Origin of the sequence: Paraburkholderia sp. PGU19 (assembly GCF_013426915.1) — a bacterium.
In the GTDB taxonomy this organism is placed as follows: domain Bacteria; phylum Pseudomonadota; class Gammaproteobacteria; order Burkholderiales; family Burkholderiaceae; genus Paraburkholderia.
Window position 1 is genome coordinate 3,287,025 of the sequence record NZ_AP023179.1, and the last position, 21,865, is coordinate 3,308,889.

21 protein-coding genes are annotated in these 21,865 nt (G+C 63.2%); 7 read left to right on the forward strand and 14 right to left on the reverse strand.

From position 1 onward, the window contains the following. Nucleotides 1-786: 786 nt before the first annotated feature. A complete protein-coding gene (gene gap / locus H1204_RS14915) occupies nt 787-1,797 on the reverse strand; it encodes a type I glyceraldehyde-3-phosphate dehydrogenase (RefSeq protein ID WP_180728917.1) in 1,011 nt (336 codons plus the stop codon). Nucleotides 1,798-1,905: 108 nt separating this feature from the next. Beyond that, a complete protein-coding gene (gene tkt / locus H1204_RS14920; RefSeq protein WP_180728918.1) occupies nt 1,906-3,924 on the reverse strand; it encodes a transketolase in 2,019 nt (672 codons plus the stop codon). Between the two features lie 205 nt (nt 3,925-4,129). On the opposite strand from tkt, the gene H1204_RS14925 reads away from it, so the two are divergent. The 3 genes from H1204_RS14925 (at nt 4,130) to H1204_RS14935 (ending at nt 5,708) form a co-directional block, all read left to right on the forward strand. Further along, on the forward strand, nt 4,130-4,408 hold the full coding sequence (locus H1204_RS14925; protein ID WP_180728919.1) for a hypothetical protein: 279 nt from the start codon (nt 4,130-4,132) through the stop codon (nt 4,406-4,408). A 126-nt stretch (nt 4,409-4,534) separates the two neighbouring features. Further along, nucleotides 4,535-4,948 carry a glyoxalase/bleomycin resistance/extradiol dioxygenase family protein gene (locus H1204_RS14930; RefSeq protein WP_054928993.1) on the forward strand — a complete coding sequence of 138 codons (414 nt, stop codon included), beginning with the start codon at nt 4,535-4,537 and terminating at the stop codon, nt 4,946-4,948. Between the two features lie 19 nt (nt 4,949-4,967). Next, on the forward strand, nt 4,968-5,708 hold the full coding sequence (locus H1204_RS14935; RefSeq protein WP_180728920.1) for a 16S rRNA (uracil(1498)-N(3))-methyltransferase: 741 nt from the start codon (nt 4,968-4,970) through the stop codon (nt 5,706-5,708). A 96-nt stretch (nt 5,709-5,804) separates the two neighbouring features. Here H1204_RS14935 and H1204_RS14940 read toward each other — a convergent pair whose 3' ends face one another. From H1204_RS14940 to H1204_RS14950, 3 genes are all read right to left on the reverse strand, one after another. Further along, entirely contained in the window at nt 5,805-6,365 is a 561-nt protein-coding gene (locus tag H1204_RS14940; protein WP_007742464.1) for a barstar family protein, read from the reverse strand. 16 nt (nt 6,366-6,381) lie between these two features. Further along, nucleotides 6,382-6,783, reverse strand: coding sequence for a ribonuclease (locus H1204_RS14945; RefSeq protein ID WP_180728921.1), 402 nt, complete (start codon nt 6,781-6,783; stop codon nt 6,382-6,384). A gap of 386 nt (nt 6,784-7,169) precedes the next feature. Further along, complete coding sequence (locus H1204_RS14950) at nt 7,170-9,464, reverse strand: NADP-dependent malic enzyme (protein ID WP_180728922.1); 2,295 nt, start codon at nt 9,462-9,464, stop codon at nt 7,170-7,172. A gap of 250 nt (nt 9,465-9,714) precedes the next feature. On the opposite strand from H1204_RS14950, the gene thiL reads away from it, so the two are divergent. The 4 genes from thiL to H1204_RS14970 are packed head-to-tail and all read left to right on the forward strand — an operon-like array spanning nt 9,715 to nt 12,417. After that, nucleotides 9,715-10,710 carry a thiamine-phosphate kinase gene (gene thiL / locus H1204_RS14955; protein WP_180728923.1) on the forward strand — a complete coding sequence of 332 codons (996 nt, stop codon included), beginning with the start codon at nt 9,715-9,717 and terminating at the stop codon, nt 10,708-10,710. Further along, on the forward strand, nt 10,700-11,332 hold the full coding sequence (locus H1204_RS14960) for a phosphatidylglycerophosphatase A (RefSeq protein WP_180728924.1): 633 nt from the start codon (nt 10,700-10,702) through the stop codon (nt 11,330-11,332). Before thiL ends, H1204_RS14960 begins: the two co-directional genes overlap by 11 nt. Nucleotides 11,333-11,375: 43 nt before the next feature. Continuing rightward, the gene (locus H1204_RS14965; protein WP_007743603.1) at nt 11,376-11,876 is read left to right on the forward strand and encodes a CinA family protein; all 501 of its coding nucleotides are present in this window, start codon (nt 11,376-11,378) and stop codon (nt 11,874-11,876) included. A 31-nt stretch (nt 11,877-11,907) separates the two neighbouring features. Continuing rightward, nucleotides 11,908-12,417, forward strand: a complete 510-nt coding sequence (locus tag H1204_RS14970; RefSeq protein WP_180728925.1) for a cupin domain-containing protein — start codon at nt 11,908-11,910, stop codon at nt 12,415-12,417. A 34-nt stretch (nt 12,418-12,451) separates the two neighbouring features. Here the strand turns inward: H1204_RS14970 and pyrF are convergent, their stop codons facing one another. The 9 genes from pyrF to H1204_RS15015 form a co-directional block, all read right to left on the reverse strand. Beyond that, nucleotides 12,452-13,267, reverse strand: a complete 816-nt coding sequence (gene pyrF, locus H1204_RS14975) for an orotidine-5'-phosphate decarboxylase (protein ID WP_180728926.1) — start codon at nt 13,265-13,267, stop codon at nt 12,452-12,454. Between the two features lie 114 nt (nt 13,268-13,381). Continuing rightward, nucleotides 13,382-14,443, reverse strand: coding sequence for an aldose 1-epimerase (locus tag H1204_RS14980; protein ID WP_180728927.1), 1,062 nt, complete (start codon nt 14,441-14,443; stop codon nt 13,382-13,384). A gap of 198 nt (nt 14,444-14,641) precedes the next feature. After that, nucleotides 14,642-15,559 carry an SMP-30/gluconolactonase/LRE family protein gene (locus H1204_RS14985; protein WP_180728928.1) on the reverse strand — a complete coding sequence of 306 codons (918 nt, stop codon included), beginning with the start codon at nt 15,557-15,559 and terminating at the stop codon, nt 14,642-14,644. After that, a complete protein-coding gene (locus H1204_RS14990; protein WP_180728929.1) occupies nt 15,556-16,356 on the reverse strand; it encodes an SDR family oxidoreductase in 801 nt (266 codons plus the stop codon). Before H1204_RS14990 ends, H1204_RS14985 begins: the two co-directional genes overlap by 4 nt. Before the next feature lie 51 nt (nt 16,357-16,407). Then, nucleotides 16,408-17,424, reverse strand: a complete 1,017-nt coding sequence (gene araH, locus H1204_RS14995) for an L-arabinose ABC transporter permease AraH (RefSeq protein WP_180728930.1) — start codon at nt 17,422-17,424, stop codon at nt 16,408-16,410. Between the two features lie 105 nt (nt 17,425-17,529). After that, the gene (araG, locus tag H1204_RS15000; protein WP_180728931.1) at nt 17,530-19,044 is read right to left on the reverse strand and encodes an L-arabinose ABC transporter ATP-binding protein AraG; all 1,515 of its coding nucleotides are present in this window, start codon (nt 19,042-19,044) and stop codon (nt 17,530-17,532) included. Between the two features lie 182 nt (nt 19,045-19,226). Further along, nucleotides 19,227-20,225, reverse strand: a complete 999-nt coding sequence (locus tag H1204_RS15005) for an arabinose ABC transporter substrate-binding protein (RefSeq protein ID WP_180728932.1) — start codon at nt 20,223-20,225, stop codon at nt 19,227-19,229. A gap of 172 nt (nt 20,226-20,397) precedes the next feature. Continuing rightward, nucleotides 20,398-21,174, reverse strand: a complete 777-nt coding sequence (locus H1204_RS15010) for an SDR family oxidoreductase (protein WP_180728933.1) — start codon at nt 21,172-21,174, stop codon at nt 20,398-20,400. Further along, a complete protein-coding gene (locus H1204_RS15015) occupies nt 21,171-21,851 on the reverse strand; it encodes a 2-dehydro-3-deoxy-6-phosphogalactonate aldolase (RefSeq protein WP_180728934.1) in 681 nt (226 codons plus the stop codon). The genes H1204_RS15010 and H1204_RS15015 overlap by 4 nt, the downstream gene beginning before the upstream one ends. Between the last annotated feature and the right edge of the window lie 14 nt (nt 21,852-21,865).

Genomic DNA, 21,865 nt, shown 5'->3' on the forward strand with positions numbered 1-21,865 from the left:
TGTGGTTTGCGTTGGCATCCGCGATTGCGTTAGCGTGCTTCACGCGTCGCCCCTGTGCGGGGCGGCACCTACTTTTCTTTGCCGCCGCAAAGAAAAGTAGGCAAAAGAAAGCGGCTCACACCGCCAACATTTCTTCTTGCCTGAGGGACCCCAACGGGTCTTACGCCTCACACGGCAACGTCCTTGTTCGCGCGTGTTGCCAACGCTTCGAATGAGCGCCTCACCCACGTCAAACACCCGCACGAGGGCTAGCGGCAGCGAATGGCATGTGCCGCCCAGGTGGCAAACTGTGTGTTGGTTGTCGCGTCGTATAGCTTGGCGCTCTTACAAGGTGGGACGCCTGCGCTATCGGTCCGAAGTGGGGCGTATGCAGTACTACGGCCTACACGCAGTTTGCCACCTGGGCGGCCGTGGAATGTCTGGCACGGCATGAGGCAACGCGGGTGCATGAAGCGGGTGAGGCGCTCAGTCAGCGCGTTGGCAACGAACATGGGTCACGTGATTGCCGTGTGAAGTGAGGGACCGGTTGGGGGCCCTCAGGCGGGAAGAAATGTTGGCGGTGTGAGCCGCTTTCTTTTGCCTACTTTTCTTTGCGGCGGCAAAGAAAAGTAGGTGCCGCCTCGCACAGGGGCGACGCGTGAAGCACGCTAACGAATCGCGGATGCCAGCGAAAAACACTAGCAAACCACCCAGCGTCGCAGACAAAACCAAAACCAAACCCCAAACCCAAAAAAAGAAAAAGCCGCCCAAAGGACGGCCTCTTCCCGCTGAAAAGCGAAAAAAAACTTACTTCGCGTTAGCCAGTGCAACCGCCGTATCCAACATGCGGTTCGAGAAACCCCACTCATTGTCGTACCAGCTCGACACCTTCACCAGACGTCCCGACACCTTGGTCAGCGTCGCATCGAACGTCGACGAAGCCGGGTTATGGTTGAAGTCGATCGAAACCAGCGGCGCCGAGTTATATCCGAGGATGCCCTTCAGCGCGCCTTCCGACGCTTCCTTCATGATCGCGTTCACTTCATCGACAGTCGTATCGCGCTTGGCGATGAACGACAGATCGACGATCGACACGTTGATGGTCGGGACGCGAATCGCATAGCCATCCAGCTTGCCGTTCAGTTCCGGCAGGACGAGACCGACAGCCGATGCAGCACCCGTCTTCGTCGGGATCTGGCTGTGCGTGGCCGAACGCGCGCGGCGCAGGTCTTCGTGGTACACGTCGGTCAACACCTGGTCGTTCGTGTACGCGTGGATCGTGGTCATCAGACCCGTTTCCAGACCGATCTTGTCGTTCAGCGGCTTGACGAGCGGTGCCAGGCAGTTCGTCGTGCACGACGCGTTCGAGATGACCGTGTCCGACGCCTTCAGCACGTTGTGGTTCACGCCATAAACGATCGTCGCGTCGACGTCCTTGCCGCCCGGCGCCGAGATGATCACCTTCTTCGCGCCACCCTTGATGTGCGCGCTCGCCTTTTCCTTCGTCGTGAAGAAGCCCGTGCATTCCATCACGACGTCGACGCCCAGCTCGCCCCACGGCAGTTCAGCCGGGTTGCGGTTAGCCAGCACGCGGATCTTGTCGCCGTTGACGATCAGGTTCTCGCCGTCGACAGTCACTTCACCCGGGAACTTGCCATGCGCCGTGTCGTACTGCGTCAGGTGCGCGTTGGTCTTGGCGTCGCCGAGGTCGTTGATCGCAACGATCTCGAGGTCGTGCTTCTTGCCGTTTTCATAGAAGGCGCGCAGCGTATTGCGGCCGATCCGGCCATAGCCGTTGATTGCGACGCGAATCGTCATGTTCTATCTCCTGATGGCTGAAAAAATTCTTCCGTGATACTTCGGCTGATGCGCAACCAGCACGTCACGCGCGCCGCCGAAACGCAGCGCGCATGACGCGGCGCGCAATTAGCCGAGTGCGGCCTTGGCCGTCTCGACAATCTTCTCGACGGTGAAGCCGAAATGTTTGAACAGCACGCCGGCTGGCGCGGATTCGCCGAACACGTCGATACCGACGACGCCGCCTTCCAGGCCGACATACTTGCGCCAGAAGTCCGTCACGCCCGCTTCGATAGCGACGCGGCGCACGCCGTGCGGCAGCACGCGCTCGCGGTATTCGGCGTCCTGCTTGTCGAACGTGGTCGTGGCGGGCATCGACACGACGCGTGCCGCGATGCCTTCACGCGCGAGCGGCTCGACCGCCTTCATCGCCAGTTCGACTTCCGAACCCGTCGCGATCAGGATGATCTTGCGCGCCGGAATGTCTTCGTTCCAGTCCTTCAGCACATAGCCGCCCTTCGCGATATTCGCGATCTGAGCGTCAGTGCGCGGGTTGAACGCGAGGTTCTGGCGGCTGAAGATCAGGCACGACGGGCCTTGATGCTCAACAGCCTGCGTCCATGCAACCGCCGTTTCGACGGTATCCGCCGGACGCCACACCTGCATATGCGGAATCAGGCGCAGGCTCGCGACGTGTTCGATGGACTGGTGCGTCGGGCCGTCTTCGCCGAGGCCGATCGAGTCGTGCGTGAACACGAAGATGGACGGCGATTTCATCAGTGCGGCAACGCGCAGCGCGTTGCGGCTGTAGTCCGAGAACGTCAGGAACGTGCCGCCGAACGCCTTGTGGCCGCCGTGCACCGCGAGGCCGTTGATGGCTGCGCTCATGCCGAATTCGCGCACGCCGAAGTTGACGTAGTTGCCCGCCGCGCCGTTCTCGCCGACGCGCACGTACTTCGCCGCCTTCCAGTTGGTCAGGTTCGAGCCCGTCAAGTCAGCCGAGCCGCCGACCAGTTCCGGCAGCACAGCCGCGAGACCTTCGATAGCCTGCTGCGACGCCTTGCGGGTCGCGATGGTTTCAGCGCGCTCGTTCGCGCCAGCGATGATCGCCTGTGCCTTCTCCGCCCAGTCGGCGGGGAGCTTGTTGGCCATGCGGCGCTCGAAATCGGCGGCTTCCTGCGGGTATTTCGCGCGGTACGCGGCGAACGCGTCGTTCCATTCGCCTTCGAACTTCGCGCCCTTTTCCGTCGCGTCCCACGCTGCGTAGACTTCTGACGGAATCACGAACGGCGGGTAGTTCCAGCCGAGTTTCTCACGCACAGCCGCGACTTCCTTCTCGCCCAGCGCCGAGCCGTGCACGTCGTGCGTGCCCGCCTTGTTCGGCGAGCCTTCGCCGATCACGGTCTTGCAGCAGATCAGTGTCGGCTTGTCCGACTGCTTCGCCTTCTGGATCGCGGCGTCGACGGCGTCGACATCGTGACCGATCACGCCCGGAATCACGTTCCAGCCGTATGCCTCGAAGCGCTTCGGCGTGTCGTCGTGGAACCAGTGAATGACTTCGCCGTCGATCGAGATTCCGTTGTCGTCGTAGAACGCGATCAGCTTGTTCAGCTTCAGCACGCCCGCCAGCGAGCAGGCTTCGTGCGAGATGCCTTCCATCAGGCAGCCGTCGCCGAGGAACACATACGTGTGGTGATCGACGATTTTCGCGTCAGGCTTGTTGAATTCGTTCGCGAGCAGCGACTCGGCGAGCGCCATGCCGACCGAGTTCGCCAGACCCTGTCCGAGCGGGCCCGTGGTCGTCTCGACGCCCGGCGTGATGCCGTACTCGGGGTGACCCGGCGTCTTCGAGTGCAACTGACGGAAGTTCTTCAGCTCTTCCATCGGCAGGTCGTAGCCGGTCAGATGCAGCAGCGAGTACAGCAGCATCGAGCCGTGACCGTTCGACAGCACGAAGCGGTCGCGATCGGACCAATGCGGGTTCTTCGGGTTGTGCCGCAAGTGCCGCGACCAGAGCGCAACGCCAATCTCGGCCATGCCCATCGGCATACCCGGGTGACCGGAGTTCGCTTGTTGAACGGCATCCATGGCGAGCGCGCGGATCGCGTTGGCCATCAGGGAGGTGGGGGCGGGAGACGAGGTCGTCATGTCGATTCCGGAGAATGGTCCAAAAAGCGGAGGCGCCGTTGATGGTCCGGAAGCCCGGCGGCCAGTCTGCTTCGGCGCACGGTGCGGCGCCGGGAGACGCGAGGCGGGCAGAGCAAACGGACAGGGCTGCAAAGCGGGATATTCTAACAGATAGCCGGGCTCGTCTTCGGCCATAGGACGGGCGTTTCGGAGCGATCCGGCGCGCATGGACGCCCGGCCGGCGCACGCTGCGGAAGGCGGTTGCGGCGCCATGCGGCTTGCATCTGCCGCCTGCTTACGCCGCTTGATCGCGCGCAATCTTCCGAACTTTACGGCGCTGTCTGAATCCTTCTGTGTGCTGACGCGATTTACGAATCCGCAAAGCCAGCGCAATCCGCGCGATTTTCGCAGCACGTTGCTGCGAAAATCCGCAGATGCCGAACGCTGGAAATATCGCCACACGCTTCATTATTCGCCGTTCGTCGCGCATCCAGCGATAAACTAAGCCGATTCTTAGAGCGTTAGCTTTGGGAGTGCTGCAAAATTCATCGCTTCTTCGGCACTGGCCGCCGCAAGGCAACACTGGTAGCGAAGGCGATGGCATGACGACCCACTGGTTCAGGAGAGTTCGATGACTGCCTCACGCCCAGCCGGAGTGCCGTGGCTGACGCCGTATCTGACCGTCCGCGATGCGCGCACCTCGATCGCGTTTTTCGAGGCGGCGTTTGGTTTCCGGGTCAGGGACAGCGTGCATGACGACGGCGCCGTCATGCACGTCGAGATGACGTATCAGGATCAATTGATCGTAATGTTCGCTCCGGAAGGCGCGTTCGGCTCGACAGCTAAAACGCCGAAAAGCGCGGCCACGACGGCCCCCCAATCGTTTTACCTTTATGTCGACGATGTCGACACGGTCTATGCGCGGGCCATTGCGGCCGGCGCCAGGTCGCTGAGCGAACCGCAAGATCAGTTCTGGGGCGATCGTTTCGCCCAGATCGAAGATCTCGACGGCTACCGCTGGGCGTTAGCCTGCCACCTGTCTTGAATGAATGAGAACTTTCCTTATGCCTCGCTTCTTCGTCGGCACCCCGTTCAAAACCGACGACATCGTTTCCCTACCGGATGAAGTCAATCGGCACGTGCGCGTCCTGCGTCTACAGCCGGGCGACACCGTAAGCCTGTTCAACGGCACCGGCGGCGAGTACGGCGCCGAAATCGTTGATATGGATCGACATGGAACTATCGTGCGGATTGGCCCGTTCCGCGACGTCGAGGCTGAGCCGCCCTATCAGTTGACGCTCGCGCAGGGTATCGCCGGCAGCGACAAGATGGACTGGCTGATCGAAAAGGCGACCGAACTCGGCGCCTCCGAATTCGTGCCCCTCACGACCACGCGCAGCGTCGTGCGCCTCTCTGGTGAGCGTGCGCAACGCCGCCAGGTTCACTGGCAGCGGATCGTGCAGGCGTCGTGCGAGCAGTGCGGGCGCAACCGCCTGCCCGAAGTGATGCCGACACGCGAACTCGCCACGTGGCTCAGCTCGATGCCGAAGCAGCCCGCCGATGGCGAGTTGCGCCTCTTGCTGTCGCCGCGCGCGAGCGTGCCCTTCTCCGCCCTGCCCAGCGAGCCGCCGACAGTTCGCGCGCTGATACTGGTCGGCCCGGAAGGTGGCTTCTCGGCTGCCGAAGAAGCGGCAGCAGCGAGCCACGGCTTCACGTCCGTCGGTCTCGGCCCGCGCGTGCTGCGTACCGAGACGGCCGGGATCGCCGTGCTGTCCGCGCTGGCTGCGCGCTGGGGCGGCTGGTAAACGGCGCGCCTCATGGCGCCCTCGTCCGCAGGAAGCCCACGCAAGAATGCAAAAGGCCCGCCAATCGGCGGGCCTTTTGCATTGCAGATCAAACACTCAGGCAAACGAGTAAAACACCCGGAACGCCACCTTGCGCTCTGCCCAGAATTCCGCCGCTTCGCGGAACACGTCGAGCAGCGTCTCGCGCGCTTCCTTGTCGAACTTGATCGCAATAGGCAGCGCTTCGAGCACGATGACGAATCCCGGTTGCGAGCCAGCTTTGTGAACGAGATCGGTCAGCGAGTCGTACAGCGCGTCGTAATTCTTACCGAAATGCTTCGGAAACAGGAACGAGGTCGCGATGGTCTCCATCACTTCCTGCTTCGACTGGGCATTGCCCACAAACGCATAGAGGAAATGCTGACCGAGCCGACCCGCTTCGTCGGCGAGATCCTGCACGCGGAACGCGCGGATCGACTGCACGATGTTCGGTCGTACGGTCTGGAAAAGACTCATGCGCTCCTCTTCCGATGAAAGGCCCGTACTGGCTTCGTTCTGGACGTCACGGACCTGGCCGGCATCGCGCATCTGCATGACGCGCTGGAACATATTGCCGTCGCCGGCCGCGAGAAAATCCGTCGCGACTTTCGAGTCGTGCGCGTAGACGTTGTCGCTCATGCCGATTATCCCGATGTCATTCAATAATGCGATTAAAACTGGCGTAGTGGTCGTCTGAGTAATAGCAATTGGTGGTCCGCCTGAGCGGCCCTCCACAGACTATGCGGCGTGCGCCGCGATCGCGGGCGCCTGGCGTGGGAACGGTGTATTCGTGGTAATAGCCGCGCCGGTGCGGCGGCAGCAACCGCTCACGATTGCCGAATACGACGCCGTCCTTCTCATACGGATAAGGCCCGCCAGCTGCAATCAAGTTCAATGTACTGACAGCTTGCGGCGGCAATTGCGCCACCGCGATCGTGCCTCCGGCCTGCCCCTGCTGCGCTTCCCGGGCCCAGCCGCCTACCGGAAAACCGCCGGCAAAACCTCCAAGCGTCAAGGCGGCGATCAGCACGCCGTCGCGGAGCCACTTGCGTGCCATGAGTCCAGAATTCCCGCTGTTGACTAACGAGTTTGACGACCATGAAAGTCGTAAGGGTATCGCTAATGTCTTTTGGAATCAATGTTCATTGGTCGGACGAAAGGTCGACCAGGCGAAACCGGCAGAGCGCCGACGCCAGAAATGACACATTTTGACAGAGATTTTAGCCTGACTGAGATAAAGTTATCTCCGAGGCAAGATGTTGGACGGCGTTCATGCCTCGTCGTCCGGACAGTTCGCACAACGGATTCATGTCAGCGTCTGCCTTTTTGCGGGATGGCTAATCCCCAGCCATTGCTCGAAGGCGTGCCCATTGCGGGCACGCCTCTTTTTTTTTGGCCTGCGCGGGCTAAAAACCAACAGCCCGCGCCGAAACAACATCAGATTTAACGCGTTGCGTTCACGTCGGCGACCAGCAGCGCCGTCATGTTGACGATCCGGCGAACCGTCGCCGACGGCGTTAGCACGTGCACCGGCTGCGCCGCGCCGAGCAGGATCGGCCCGATCGCGATGTTGTTGCCGGCCGCCGTCTTCAGCAGGTTGTACGAGATGTTGGCGGCGTCGATGTTCGGCAGCACGAGGAGGTTCGCGTCGCCTTCCAGCGTCGAGTCCGAGAGGATTTCCTTGCGCAGGTTCGCGTCGAGTGCCAGGTCGCCGTGCATTTCGCCGTCCACCTGCAGATGCGGCGCGCGTTCGTGCAAGATAGCCAGCACATCGCGCATTTTCTGTGCAGAAGGCGCATTGCTCGTGCCGAAGTTCGAGTGCGACAGCAGCGCGATCTTCGGCTCGATGCCAAAGCGCCGCACTTCTTCCGCCGCCATGATCGTGATCTCGGCCAGTTCTTCCGCCGTCGGATCGACGTTCACGTGCGTATCGACGAGGAAAATCTGGCGGTTCGGCAGCACCAGCGCATTCATTGCCGCGTAGACCTTCGCGCCTTCCTTCTTGCCGATCACCTGATCGATGAAGTGCAGGTGACGGTGCGTCGTGCTGACCGTGCCGCAGATCATGCCGTCGGCGTGACCCTTCTTCACCAGCATCGAGCCGATCAGCGTCGTGCGGCGACGCATTTCGAGCTTCGCCATCTGCTCGGTGAAGCCCTTGCGCGACATCATCTTGTGATACGTCTGCCAGAAGTCGCGATAGCGTTCGTCGTGGTCAGTGTTGACGATCGTGTAGTCCTGACCGTTGACGAGACGCAAGCCGAATTTCGCGATGCGTTGCTCGATCACAGCCGGACGGCCAATTAGGATCGGCTTCGCCAGCTTTTCGTCAACGACGATCTGCACCGCGCGCAGTACGCGCTCTTCTTCGGCTTCCGCGAACACGATGCGCTTCTTCTCCGGCTCGACGCCGCGCGCCAGCTGGAAGATCGGCTTCATCGTCGTACCGCTGTGGTAGACGAACTGCTGCAGATGCTGCTTGTACGCCTCCATGTCCTCGATCGGACGCGTGGCGACGCCCGCATCCATCGCGGCCTGCGCGACGGCGGGCGCGATCTGGACGATCAGGCGCGGATCGAAAGGCTTCGGAATCAGATACTCCGGACCGAACGACAGATCCTGAATGCCATACGCCGTCGCGACGATGTCAGATTGTTCCTGGCGCGCCAGTTCCGCGATCGCGTTGACCGCGGCGATTTCCATTTCCTTCGTAATCACCGTTGCGCCGACGTCGAGCGCGCCGCGGAAGATGAACGGAAAGCACAGAACGTTGTTGACCTGGTTCGGATAGTCGGTGCGGCCCGTCGCGAGCACGGCGTCGGGGCGCACTTCCAGCGCGAGTTCCGGCAGGATTTCCGGCGTCGGGTTGGCCAGCGCGAGAATCAGCGGCTTGTCAGCCATGCCCTTGACCATGTCCTGCTTGAGCACGCCGCCCGCCGACAGGCCGAGGAACACGTCCGCCCCGCCCATCACTTCCGACAGCGTGCGCGCGTCGGTCTCGCGAGCGAAGCGCTCCTTGTCCGGGTCCATCAGTTCCGTGCGGCCCTTGTAGACCACACCGGCCAGGTCGGTCACGTAGATGTTCTCGATCGGCATGCCGAGATCGACCAGCAGGCTCAGACACGCCAGCGACGCCGCGCCCGCGCCCGAGGCGACCAGCTTCACTTCCTTGATGCTCTTGCCGACCACCTTCAGGCCATTCGTGACAGCCGCCGCGACGACGATCGCCGTGCCGTGTTGGTCGTCGTGGAAGACGGGGATCTTCATGCGCTTGCGGCATTCGCGTTCGACGATGAAGCAGTCCGGCGCCTTGATGTCTTCAAGGTTGATGCCGCCGAAGGTCGGCTCGAGCGCCGCGATCACCTCGACCAGCTTGTGCGGGTCCGACTCGTTCAGCTCGATGTCGAACACGTCGATACCGGCGAACTTCTTGAACAGCACGGCCTTGCCTTCCATGACCGGCTTCGACGCGAGCGGCCCGATGTTGCCGAGGCCGAGCACCGCGGTGCCGTTCGACACGACGCCGACCAGGTTGCTGCGCGCCGTGAAGCGCGCCGCATTCAGCGGGTTTTCAACGATCGCCTCGCACGCGAACGCAACGCCTGGCGAGTACGCCAGCGCGAGGTCGCGCTGGTTGATCATCTGCTTCGTCGGGGCGATCGCGATCTTCCCAGGAGTCGGGAATTCGTGATAATCGAGAGCGGCTTCACGGAGTTTGGTATTGACGGGAGTCGACATAAGCGGACTTGGAAGTGCGGATTAGAATAGATGTTCGATCGCATTGTAGCGCCAATCCCAAAAGTCGAACCCTGCAATCCGGGTGCAAGTGCCGAGACCGAAACAGCGTGAAAGGAATGCACACCGTTTCGTCAGCATCCGCGCCGCGACTACAATGCGCGCCTTTAGCATCGTGTTAGCTTCGATTAGCGTTTCTTGAGCGCATCCATTCACCCGCTTCCGCCGTCTTTCGCACTCGTACGCCTTATTTATGCTTTCAGAGTTTTCGCTGATCGACCGCTTCTTCGCGCGCCGTGCGTCGGGTTCGACCTACCCGCAGCGCGCTGCCCTCGGCATCGGTGACGATTGCGCGCTGCTCGCGCCGCCCGCCGGCGAGATGCTCGCCATTTCGACGGACATGCTGGTCGAAGGCCGCCACTTCTTTCCCGACGCCGATCCGAAGGCACTCGGCCACAAGGCGCTCGCCGTCAATCTGTCGGATCTCGCGGCGATGGGCGCGAAGCCGCAGGCGTTCACGCTCGCGTTCTCGCTGCCAAAAGCCGACGCCGACTGGCTGTCCGCGTTCAGCGACGGTCTCTTCGATCTCGCCGAGCGCCACGGCTGCGAACTGGTCGGCGGTGATACGACGGGCGGGCCGCTGAATCTGTGCATCACCGTGTTCGGCTCGGTGCCGCCGCAGAGCGCACTGCGCCGCGACGCCGCGCAGCCCGGCGACGACATCTGGGTATCGGGCACACTGGGCGATGCGCGCGCGAGTCTCGGCGTGCAACGCGGCGAGTGGTCCGCCGATGCCAGCGACGCTGCGACATTCCGCCGCGCCATGGAGTTGCCCGAGCCGCGCGTCGCGCTGGGCCTCGCGTTGCGCGGAGTCGCGCGCGCCGCGCTGGATATTTCCGATGGCCTGGCGGGCGACCTGATGCACATCCTCGAACGCTCGCGCGTGAATGCAACCGTCGACGCCGACGCGCTGCCACGCTCGGACGCGTTGCGCCGCCTCTCAATGGACATCCAGCGCCGCTGCACGATCGCAGGCGGCGACGACTACGAGTTGTGCTTCACCGCGCCGCCGTCCGCGCGCGCCGAAGTCGTTGCAGCGGGTCAACAGGCTCGTTTACCCGTGACGCGCGTCGGTACAATAACTCCGCTCGATGCGGCCGGCGCCGTGCCCGCGATCTCGTGGCACGACGCGTCAGGCACTCCACTTACATTGACGTTGCAAGGCTTCGATCATTTCCATGCAGAATGAATCCTCGCTTGGCCCGGCCGGCAGTTTCTCCGACGCGCCAACAGGCGGCACACCCGAAGGCCCACCTGGCGGCACGCCGGGCGCCAGGTCCGAAGAAACTGCGAACGGCGGGCCGCGTGGCGAGCCGCGCGCGCCGCGGCCCCGCCGCGCGACCGCGCGCTTCATGCTGTCACATCCATTGCATATCTTGTCGCTGGGTTTCGGCAGCGGCCTGTCGCCGATTGCGCCCGGCACGTTCGGAACGCTGTTCGCCTGGGCGTCGTTCGCTGCGTTCAGTGCGCAGTTGACCGTCATCGAATGGGGCATTCTGATCGTCGTCGGTTTTGTCGCGGGCATCGGCATTTGCGGCTTCACCGCGAACCGGCTCGGCATTGAAGATCCGTCGCCCGTCGTGTGGGACGAGATCGTTGCATTCTGGCTGGTGCTGCTGATGGTGACGCCCGCTACCTTCACGGGGCAACTGTGGGCGTTCATCGTGTTTCGCTTCTTCGACATGGTGAAGCCGCCGCCCATCCGTTATTTCGACCGCAGACTGAAAGGTGGCTTTGGCATCATGTTCGACGATCTCGTCGCCGCGTTCTTCACGTTGCTCGTGGTCGCGCTCTGGCGGATGTCGGTCTGATCGTTTCCTGCGTTTCCCGCGTTTTCCTTATCCCGAGTCCAGCATGGCTACCGATTCCGTCGTTCACCAACTCGCCATTCGCGCCGGTAATCGTCTGCGCGATGAGCGGCTGATGCTTGCCACGGCTGAATCCTGCACGGGCGGCATGGTCGCGACGGCCATCACCGATATTTCCGGCAGCAGCGGATGGTTCGAGCGCGGCTTCGTCACGTACTCGAACCAGGCCAAGAGCGAGATGATCGGCGTGCCGCCCGATCTGATCGAGAAGCACGGCGCCGTGTCCGAGCCCGTTGCGCGGGCGATGGTCGAAGGCGCGTTGCGCAATTCCCGCGCGCAGGTCGCGCTGTCCATTACGGGCGTGGCGGGCCCCGGTGGCGGCACCGAGACGAAGCCGGTCGGGATGGTGTGCTTCGGCTGGAGCAACCGGCTGCATACCGTCGTCGAGACGCTGGTGTTCAAGGGTGACCGGGAGCGCGTGCGCGTGCAGGCCGCGACGCACGCATTGCGCGGGCTGCTGACCTTGCTCGACGAGCGGGAGCGTTGAGCTTTCCGCTTCTCAACTACAGCAGGAAATCATGGCCCGTCATATCGACCGCGATGAACTGATTCGCCGCTTCGATCTCCAGCCGCATCCCGAAGGCGGGTTCTTTCGCGAGACGTACCGCTCGGCTGATTCCATCCGGCGCGAAGGTTCCGCCAATTCCCGCTCCGCCTCCACGGCGATCTACTACCTGCTTTGCGACGGCGCGCACTCCGCGTGGCACCGCATCCAGTCGGACGAAGTCTGGCATTTCTACGCCGGCGATCCGCTGAACGTTTATGTGCTTGAGGACGACGGCTCGTTCACCGTCCATCGTCTCGGCAACGCGCTCGAACATGCCGATTGTGTGTTTCAGGCAGTCGTGCGGTCAGGCAAGTGGTTCGCCGCGCAATGCGACGACGCGGCGAGCGTTGCGCTCGTCGGCTGCACGGTCGCGCCGGGGTTCGAGTTCAGCGAGTTCGAGATTGCCGATGTCGACGCGTTGGTGCGCGAGTATCCGCAGCATCGGCACCTGATCGAAAAGCTAGGGCCGGTCGGCGCTTGACCGAAACCGGCCTTCACAGCATGAAAGCCGCGTCTTAACGAAACGCGTTGATCCGGTCGCGCGTATCCTTCGCGGCCTGCGCGGCGGCTTCGACCCAATCGTCGCCCTTGCCCGCGTACAGAATCGCACGCGACGAATTGATCAGCATGCCCTCGCCCGTTGCCGTGCGCCCCGCCCGGACCGTCGCTTCGACATCGCCGCCTTGCGCGCCGATGCCCGGAATCAGCAGCGGCATGTCGCCGACGATGCCGCGCACCACTTCGATTTCCTTCGGGAACGTCGCGCCGACCACCAGACCCAGTTGACCCTTCACGTTCCACTTTTCCGCCGCAAGCCGCGCGACCGTCTGATACAGCGGACGGCCTTCCGTCTCCAGAAACTGCAGGTCCGAGCCACCCGGATTCGACGTCCGGCACAGCACGATCACGCCCTTGCCGTCATGCTCCAGATACGGCTCGATCGAATCGAAGCCCATGTACGGATTCACCGTGACGGCATCGGCACGATAACGGTCGAACGCTTCGCGCGCGTATTGCTCGGCCGTGCTGCCGATATCGCCGCGCTTCGCGTCAAGAATCACGGGCAAGCCCGGATGCTTCAGGTGAATGTGCGCGATCAACTGCTCGAGTTGCTCTTCGGCGCGATGCGCGGCGAAGTAGGCAATCTGCGGCTTGAACGACGATGCATAAGGCGCCGTCGCGTCGACGATCCTCTTGCAGAAATCGAAGATCGCGTCAGAACGGTTGGCGTACGCGCCGGGAAACCTGGTCGGCTCGGGATCGAGGCCGACGCACAGCAGCGAATTCGTCGTGTGCCATGCGTGGTCGAGCGTCTGGATGAATGTGGACATAGAAAATCTCGCGGCGCGCGGGTAACGGATGAGCCGCGTATTTTACTCGCGCGGCGCAATGCGGGCCGCATCCGCGATCGGGCCGTTGCGGCTGCACGCCCTTATTGCCCGCCCTTACTGCCGGCGCTTCGCCGCGCGCCCGCCCGCCATCGCGCGCAGTCCTGTGCGCTCGACCGCGAAGCTGAACGAGCGCGCAAGGCGCTGGCCGCGCGCGAGCATCGTCATGCCGTTGTCGGCGGCGCCGCCCGGCAGGTTCATCGCGTTGATCGGGTGATCGACGGGTTCGAAGCAGAAAAAGTCTTTGGACGTCGGCGTGTACAGAATGTAGTACTCGGTGCTCGACGACATCGTCAGCGACAGGCGGCGCTTCGGCCACACGACTGTCGCATGTCCGCTCCAGCCGGTGAACGCGTGATTGACGAGCGAGCGCGGCAACGGATACGCAACGCCAAACTGCCACGCGGGCGGCACGGGCACATGGCGCACGGGAAGCCAGTCTTCGCCCGACAGCCACAAGCCCGCCGCAGCCGCCGACAGTTGCGTGTCGGCATCGCGCACCAGAAACGGATGCACGCCGAGGCCGAACGGCATCGCTTCGCGTCCGGTGTTTTCGACTTCGAGCGTGATGACGAGTGTCGAGCCGTCGAGCGCGTAAGTCTGCGTCGCGCGATACGCGTACGGCTTACCGTCGCGACGGTCGAGCGTCAGCGTGAGGTTTTCGGCATCGGCGGCCGCGATAGTCCAGTTCGCAAGCCAGCCGTCGCCGTGAATCGGCAGCGGCTCGCCCGTGCGGTTACACGGCACGTCGATCGCGCGCTCGCCGAGCATGAATTGCCCGCCGCCGATCCGGTTCGAATACGGCAGCAGCGAATAGCAGGCGAGATCGTTCGCGTCGGTGTCCGCATCGACATGACGGCAGCGCCGGAACACGGGCACGAGCGTGCCTTCGTTGCGAAAGTCGAAGCGCGTGATGCCGCCGCCCAGTGACGGTGCCACATCGAGCCGCAGCAGCGAATTGGCGAGCGTCACGCACGCGACGTCGGCGGCGCTTCCCGCGCCGACCGCCACTGCGGACGTACTCGGCCCGGCCAGCACGGGCTGCACGGTGGCCGCGAGCCGGGCACGGCGCGCGCGGGATTGTGGAGAAGATGGGACAGCGGAATTCGCGACAGTCATATCACACTCCCACGAGAGGCATCGGACGGCATGATCGGCGCATCGGAGAACAGATGGCTGCTTGTGCGGGCGGCACGTCGTAGCGGCCGCCTCCTGAGTATGGTTGCGCGCCCCAAATGCCTTCGGGGCGTGGACTACCTTGCTTCGGATACTGCGGAAGTCTTTTAGTTCGCTTGCGTTGCGCACCGCGCGCTTGCATTACGCACCGCGCTTCGCCGCAGGCGATCCCTTGAACACCGGTTCCGGCAAACCACGCCGGCCCTGCGTCGCGACATACACACCGCCGGCACGCGTATCGCCCGCCAGCGCCTGGGCGTCGAGCCCGACGCGCGCGCTCGTCACATACAGCGTGCCGAGTTGCGCGCCACCCAGCGCGACGCAACTGGGCTGCACCGTCGGCACGTCGACGCGCTCCGTCTCCACGCCGCTCGCGTCGTAGCGCACCACGCGCCGTCCGCCCCACTGCGCGTTCCACAGGCCGCCTTCGCTGTCGACCGTCGAACCGTCCGGCTCGCCCGTCTTGTCGCTCAGCTTCACGAACAGCCGCTCGTTCGCGACGCTGCCGTCCGCGCGGTAATCGCATGCGCGGATTTCGAGTGTCGGCGAATCACAGAAGTACATCGTCGCGCCGTCGGGGCTGAACGCGATACTGTTCGAAATCGCCGGCGATGGCAATGCCAGACGTTCGAGCGACAGATCGTGATTCAGCCGGTAAAACCCGCCGATGGCCTGCACGGGCGACGCTTCGTCCTTGGTGCCGAATACGAAGCGTCCCTGGCGATCGCAGCGACCGTCGTTGACGCGCGTGTTCAGACCCGGCTCGACATCGACGATCGACTCGATCTCGCCCGTTGCAAGGTCGAAGAACGCCAGTCGCGATGCGAGGCCCAACAACATGTAATGCGGATCGGCGCACAACGCGAAAGTCGACAGCCGCTCGGGCATGCGCCAGAACGTGCTGCGGCCATCGCGCGGATCGTAACGCCAGAGCCGCGCGCCTTCAATGTCCGTCCAGTAGAAAAGACCGCTGCGCACGTCCCACGTTGCGCCTTCGCCTAGCGTGCATTTCGAATCGACCAGCAATGCAGCCTGAACGTTGGTGATCGTGTCGCTCATGCCCAGCCTCCATCGACGATGATGTCTTGCGCGGTGATCATGCGGCTATCGTCGGCGGCGAGGAACAGCGCCATCCGCGCGAGGTCTTCGGGCAGCAGTTCGGCGTCGATGCACTGGCCCTGCTTGATCGCGAGACGCCCCGCGTCGTCGAGCCACAGACGCTTCTGCTTGTCCGTCATCACCCAGCCCGGCACCAGCGCGTTCACGCGAATGCCGAAGTGACCGAGATCGCGCGCGAGTCCCTTCGTGAGTCCTTGCACTGCCGACTTCGCCAGCGTGTACACGGGATAGCCGCCGTTTTTCAGCATCCAGCTGATCGAGCCGAGATTGATGATCGAGCCGCTTTTCGCCGCCTTCATGTCGTCGGCGACGGCTTGCGCGGCGAAGAACTGATGACGGATGTTGACGGCGATACCCGCGTCGAACGATTCGGGCGTCACTTCTTCGATCTTGTGGCGCTTGTCGTTCGCCGCGTTATTCACCAGCACTTCAATCGGACCGAGCGCCGCGCGCACGTCCGCGATCGCCTTCTTCAGCGCGTCGATGTCCGTCAGATCGACTCGCAGAAACAGCGGCTTGTGACGCGAGTCGCCGAGTTGATCGGCGAGCGCGTCGCCCGCCGTTTCGTCGATATCGAAGAACGCGACGCGCGCGCCCTGCGCAACGAAATGTTCGACGAACGATGCGCCGATACCCGTCGCGCCGCCCGTGATCAGCACCGTGCGATCCACGAGGCTCGGATAGCGCGCGTAGACGCCCTGTTCTTCACGCGCGTTCGCGCTGGCGAGAGACGACATCGTTCGGTTTCCTTCTTGTGGCATTGGGTGTGGCGGAAAATCAGTCGCTAATCAGTCACGCGAACCACGATTCTTCAACTGGTCCAGCAGCACCGCAGCGAGCAGGATCGCACCGCGCACCAGGTACTGATAGAACGCGTCGATGTTCATCAGGTTCATCACGTTTTCGACGGTGCCCATGATCAGCACGCCGATCACGACGCCCGAAATCGTCGCGCGGCCACCGAGCAGCGATACGCCACCCAGCACGCATGCTGAAATCACGTTCAGCTCGAAGCCTTGAGCAGCGTTCGGCTGCCCCGACGTGATACGCGACGCGAGAATCACTCCTGCCAGCGCCGTCACCGCGCCCTGAATCAGGAAGATGTAGACGCGCGTGCGTTCCACATTGATACCCGCGAGACGCGACGCTTCCGGATTACCGCCGATCGCGAGCGTATTACGACCGTACACCGTCGAATTGAGCAGCACGCCGAACACGATGAAGCACACCAGCGTCACCCAGATGGGCAGCGACACGCCGAACATCGACAGGCTGCCGAGCGCGATGAACGTATCCGACGACACGCCCACGGCCTGACCGTGCGACACGATGAAGCCGAGGCCGCGCACGATTTCCATCGTTGCGAGCGTCGTGATCAGCGCGTTGATGCGCAGATACGCGATCACCGCGCCGTTGACGAAGCCGATCACCGAACCCGCGACAACCGCGGCGATGATCGCGATGAACGTGTTGCCCGTCGCGTTGAGCACCATCGCGCACAACACGCCGGCAAACGCGACCGTCGAACCGATGGAAAGATCGAAGTCGCGCGACGCGAGACAGAACATCATCGTGCACGCGACCATGCCGATCTGCGAAATCGACAGCGCGAGGCCGAGCATGTTCTCGATCGAGAAGAAGTGATCGACGGTCAGCGACATCGTGATGAACATCACGACGAAGATCACGATCAGGCTGTACTCCGTGATCTGCTGCCACCACTTCTGCTTGTCGTTGGCTTGCGGGATCAGCGCTTCAGCGGCGCTCTTGGCGGCCTGTTGCGCGAGGTTTTCTCTGGCTTGCATTTGGTTCACTCCTCCCGTTCCCCACGGGTTACAGGACTGTTGTAGATCCTGTCAGTTACAGATGTCTTGCGGTTTTTGTTTCATCCAGCCGGTGTGTCCAGGCGTTCAGGCTGCCTGCGCCGTCGTCGAACTCTTCGGCAGCGCGAGGCTCAGCACCGATTGCTCGGTGGCGGCGCTGCGCGGCAGTTCGCCCGAAATACGCCCCTGGCGCATCACCAGAATCCGGTCCGACACGCCCAGCACTTCCGGCAGTTCCGACGAAATCATCACGATCGCGCAGCCGCGCTGTGCCAGCTCATAGATCACGTTATAGATTTCGTGCTTCGCGCCGACGTCGATGCCACGCGTCGGCTCGTCGAGAATCACGACGCGCAGATCCGGCTCGGCCAGCCAGCGCGACAGAATCGCCTTCTGCTGGTTGCCGCCCGACAGGAAACGGATCTTCTGCCGACGGCTCGGCGTCTTGATCTTCAGCAGCTTGATGAAGCGGTCAGCCGTTTCGGCTTCCTTCTTGCGATCGAGAAACAGCCCCGCCTTCAGATAGTGACGGCGGCAGCTGATATTGATGTTCTCTGCTACGGAAGCAATCGCGACGATGCCTTCTTCCTTGCGGTCTTCCGGACACAGCACGATGCCCTGGCGGATCGCCTCGCCCGCGCTCTTCACCTTGATCGGCTTGCCGTCCAGCACCAGTTCGCCGCCCTTCTTCGGATCGTCGCCGTAGATCAGGTGCATCAGTTCGCTGCGGCCCGCGCCCACGAGGCCAAAGAAGCCGACTATCTCGCCGCGCCGCACGTCGAAGCTCGCCGGCTCCGCGAGCGGGCCGCCTTCGATGTTCTTCACCGAGAAGCGCACTTCGCCGAGTTCGCGCGGCCGGTAGCCGTAGATATCCGAGATTTCGCGGCCGACCATTTCGGCCACGATCGTGTCGCGGCTCACGCCTTCCAGCGTCGGATGCGACGCGACCTTGCGGCCGTCGCGGAAAATCGTGCACGCGTCGCACAGCTGATAGATCTCGTCCATCCGGTGCGAGATGTAGATCAGCGCGCGGTTGTCGGCGCGCAGATTGCGCACCAGCTTGAACAGCACTTCCGTTTCGCGGTGCGACAGCGAGCTGGTCGGCTCGTCGAGCGCGATCACGCGAGCGTTGCGCATCAGCGCCTTGCAGATTTCGACCATCTGGCGTTGCGCGATCGACAGCTTGCGCAGCTTCGCATTCGGATCGAGATCGACGCCCATCGCCGCGAGCTGCTCGCGCACATAGCGCTTCGCATCGGCCTTCTTCACGAAGCCGACCGTGTTCGGCAAGCGGCCGAGCAGCAGGTTCTCCGCTACCGTCAGATCGGGCACGTACTGCAGTTCCTGGTGAATCACCGCGATACCCGAAGCAATCGAAGCGCCCGCACTTGCAAAACGCACTTCGTTGCCGTCGATCATCACGCGGCCGGAATCCGGCTGATATTCACCGCCGAGAATCTTCAGCAGGGTCGATTTCCCTGCGCCGTTTTCGCCCATCAGGCCATGCACCTGGCCGGCGTGCACGTCGAAAGAGATGCCGTCGAGCGCACGCACGCCTGGAAACACCTTGCCGATATTGTCAAAACGCAGCGTCGCTGACACTTTGCCTCCTGTTACCTCGATTGAACCGTCGTGCCTGCCACAGCCGTTCGCACGGCGCAGTGTTCACGACGGCTTGTCCCTCTGCTTCTTAACCGTTCTGTCCTGCACGCGCCCCGCCGATCGCCGGCGGGGCGCGCGGCGCGTGAGTGCCGCTCATGCGCACTCACGCGCATCCGTCACGCTTACTTCGATGCGAGACCCATCTTTTCACGCACTTCGCCGACGTTGTCGCGCGTGGCCAGCATGCCCGTCGTCAGCGTGAGCTTCGGCGGTTCCTTGCCTTGCGTGATCCACGAGTACATCAGTTCCGACGTCTCTTCGCCGTGGCGCTTCGGGCTGATGATCACGGTGCCGAAGAAGCCCGTCGGGTTCGGCTTCTTGAACTCGTTCAATGCCGAGTCCGAGCCGCCAATACCGATGCCGATCATGTTGTCGGCCTTAAAGCCGCGGCCTTCCGCTGCACGCACGGCGCCCAGCACGGCTTCGTCGTTCAGGCCGTAGGCAACCCAGTGCTTGAAGTTCGGGTTCTTCGTCAGCGCGATGTTGGCTGCGTTGAACGCGTTTTCCGTGTCGGTCTTCGCTTGCGGCGCCGCGATGATGTTGGCCTTCGGGAAACCGGCGGCGATCAGTGCGTCGGTTGCGCCAGCCGTGCGGTCATGCGCCGTCGGCAGCTGTTCGTAGGTCACGTCGATCGCGCCGACGTCCTTCATGTCCCAGCCACGCTTCTTGATTTCAGCCGCGATGCCTTCGCCAACCTGCTTGCCGATGTTGTAAGCCGAGATGCCCATGTGCGGCACCGATTCGATCGGCTTGCCTGCGCCATCGACGAGGCGGTCGTCCACCGTCATCATCTTCAGGTTGTCAGCCTTCGCCTTCGCGACGATGCCCGGTCCGAGCTTCACGTCCGGCGTGCAGATCACGAAACCTTGTGCCTTTTGCGCAGCGAGGTTGTCGATTGCGCTCATGACCTTCTCGCCCGACGGCGCGCCGATCTTCACCAGCGTGAAGCCCTTTTCCTTGGCAGCGGCTTCGGCGAACTTCCACTCGTCCTGGAACCACGGCTCTTCCGGCTGCTTCACGAGGAAGCCGATCTTGACCGGGTCGGCGGCTTGCGCGACGGGTGCGTTGAAGAGCACCGCCGTCGCCGCTGCTGCCAGCGTGAGGAAAATTCTGCGTTTCATAATGCGTGTCTCCTGACTAATGAGTAACGAGAAGGTTATTGGCCGCGTCTTCTTGTACCGTCACCGACACACGCGGCCAGCGCGTCAGGCGGTTCACACCGTCGCCCCGCTTGCGGGGCGGCTTTGCTGCTTTTTCTGTTCCTTCGCTACTGCTTTATTCTTCGATACCGCTTTAGTCGTGGTACAGCGCCGAGCGCCCGCCATCGACCGTGATGCAACTCGCGTTGATGAAAGGCGCTTCATCCGATGCGAGAAAGACCGCTGTCATCGCGACTTCTTCCGGCTTGCCGATGCGCCTCATCGGCTGCAGATCAAGCGTCGCCTGCTTCGCGGCGGCGGGGTCGCTCTGACCGTCCCACCAGTCGCGCGTCAACTGCGTTTCGATGTAACCCGGCGCGATGGCATTCACGCGCACGTTGCGCGGCGCGTATTCGATGCCGAGCGCGCGCGTCAGGCCAATCACACCGTGCTTCGCGACCGGGTACGGAAAGCAGCCCGGAATGATCTTGAACGAGTGTGTCGACGCGATGTTCACGATGCTGCCCGCGCCGCGCTCGACCATCCCCGGCAGCACCGCGCGGCAGCCGTTCCACACGCCGTCCAGATCGACGGCGAAACAGCGGCGCCAGTCGTCGTCGGTCATCGTCAGCGGATCGCAAAACACGTTGATGCCTGCGTTGTTCACCAGCACGTCGATCGGGCCGAAGGCGCGTTCGCCTTCGCTCACCGCGCGCTGCACCGACGCCGATTGCGTGACGTCCGTCTGCACGGCAAGCGTCTTGCCGCCCGTTTGCGTGGCGATGTCGGCGGCCGTGCGCTGCGCGGTTTCGATGTCGAGCTCGGCGAGCACGACAGCGGCACCCTCGCGCGCGAACGCCGTCGCGATCGCCGCGCCGATGCCGCGCCCCGCACCCGTCACCAGCGCGACCTTGCCTTGCAGCCGTTTCATTTCTTCACGCCCGCGCGCGCAATGCGCAGGCCGTTGATGAACGCCTTCGCATGCGAAGCCGTCGTCGTCGCCGGCTGGCCCGGCTTGTACAGCGCAGAGCCGAGGCCGAAACCGTTCGCGCCAGCGGACAGGAACGGACCCATGTTGTCCGGCAGCACTCCGCCGACGGGAAGCAGCGGCACGTCCTTGTGAATCACTGCGCGCCACGCCTTCACCACCTGGCAGCCGAGTTGCTCGGCGGGGAACATCTTCAGCACGTCCGCGCCGTTCTTCAGCGCGATAAAGGCTTCCGTCGGCGTTGCGACGCCCGGCGCGCAGGCCATCGCGAGCGACTTCGCGGTCGTCACGACTTCGGGGTCGCTGTGCGGCATCACGATCAGTTCGCCGCCCGCCGCCTTCACGTCGTGCACGAGTTCGCCGCGCAGCACCGTGCCCGCGCCGATGATGGCGTCGACGGGCAGCGCCTGGCGGATCGCCGCGATGCTGTCGAACGGGTTCGGCGAATTGAGCGGCACTTCGATGATGCGAAAGCCCGCTTCGTACAGCGCGCGGCCGTGATCGGCGGCATCGGCGGGCGTGATGCCGCGCAGAATCGCGACCAGCGGGCACGCTTCGAACGCGGCCATCAGGCCGGCGTGCGGCTGGTACGGTGCGGGCAGATTCAGATCGAGTGACATGTCGGTTCCTTGGG

Coding starts and splice junctions, on each gene's coding strand:
- pyrF (WP_180728926.1), bottom strand. CDS start 13,267: ATGTCCACATTCATCCAGACGCTCGACCACGCATGGCACACGACGAAT.
- H1204_RS14935 (WP_180728920.1), top strand. CDS start 4,968: ATGCCTCGCTTCTTCGTCGGCACCCCGTTCAAAACCGACGACATCGTT.
- H1204_RS14950 (WP_180728922.1), bottom strand. CDS start 9,464: ATGTCGACTCCCGTCAATACCAAACTCCGTGAAGCCGCTCTCGATTAT.
- H1204_RS14940 (WP_007742464.1), bottom strand. CDS start 6,365: ATGAGCGACAACGTCTACGCGCACGACTCGAAAGTCGCGACGGATTTT.
- H1204_RS14930 (WP_054928993.1), top strand. CDS start 4,535: ATGACTGCCTCACGCCCAGCCGGAGTGCCGTGGCTGACGCCGTATCTG.
- H1204_RS14970 (WP_180728925.1), top strand. CDS start 11,908: ATGGCCCGTCATATCGACCGCGATGAACTGATTCGCCGCTTCGATCTC.
- gap (WP_180728917.1), bottom strand. CDS start 1,797: ATGACGATTCGCGTCGCAATCAACGGCTATGGCCGGATCGGCCGCAAT.
- H1204_RS15015 (WP_180728934.1), bottom strand. CDS start 21,851: ATGTCACTCGATCTGAATCTGCCCGCACCGTACCAGCCGCACGCCGGC.
- H1204_RS14965 (WP_007743603.1), top strand. CDS start 11,376: ATGGCTACCGATTCCGTCGTTCACCAACTCGCCATTCGCGCCGGTAAT.
- tkt (WP_180728918.1), bottom strand. CDS start 3,924: ATGACGACCTCGTCTCCCGCCCCCACCTCCCTGATGGCCAACGCGATC.
- H1204_RS14925 (WP_180728919.1), top strand. CDS start 4,130: ATGGACGCCCGGCCGGCGCACGCTGCGGAAGGCGGTTGCGGCGCCATG.
- thiL (WP_180728923.1), top strand. CDS start 9,715: ATGCTTTCAGAGTTTTCGCTGATCGACCGCTTCTTCGCGCGCCGTGCG.
- H1204_RS14980 (WP_180728927.1), bottom strand. CDS start 14,443: ATGACTGTCGCGAATTCCGCTGTCCCATCTTCTCCACAATCCCGCGCG.
- H1204_RS14945 (WP_180728921.1), bottom strand. CDS start 6,783: ATGGCACGCAAGTGGCTCCGCGACGGCGTGCTGATCGCCGCCTTGACG.
- araH (WP_180728930.1), bottom strand. CDS start 17,424: ATGCAAGCCAGAGAAAACCTCGCGCAACAGGCCGCCAAGAGCGCCGCT.
- H1204_RS15005 (WP_180728932.1), bottom strand. CDS start 20,225: ATGAAACGCAGAATTTTCCTCACGCTGGCAGCAGCGGCGACGGCGGTG.
- H1204_RS14985 (WP_180728928.1), bottom strand. CDS start 15,559: ATGAGCGACACGATCACCAACGTTCAGGCTGCATTGCTGGTCGATTCG.
- H1204_RS15010 (WP_180728933.1), bottom strand. CDS start 21,174: ATGAAACGGCTGCAAGGCAAGGTCGCGCTGGTGACGGGTGCGGGGCGC.
- H1204_RS14960 (WP_180728924.1), top strand. CDS start 10,700: ATGCAGAATGAATCCTCGCTTGGCCCGGCCGGCAGTTTCTCCGACGCG.
- H1204_RS14990 (WP_180728929.1), bottom strand. CDS start 16,356: ATGTCGTCTCTCGCCAGCGCGAACGCGCGTGAAGAACAGGGCGTCTAC.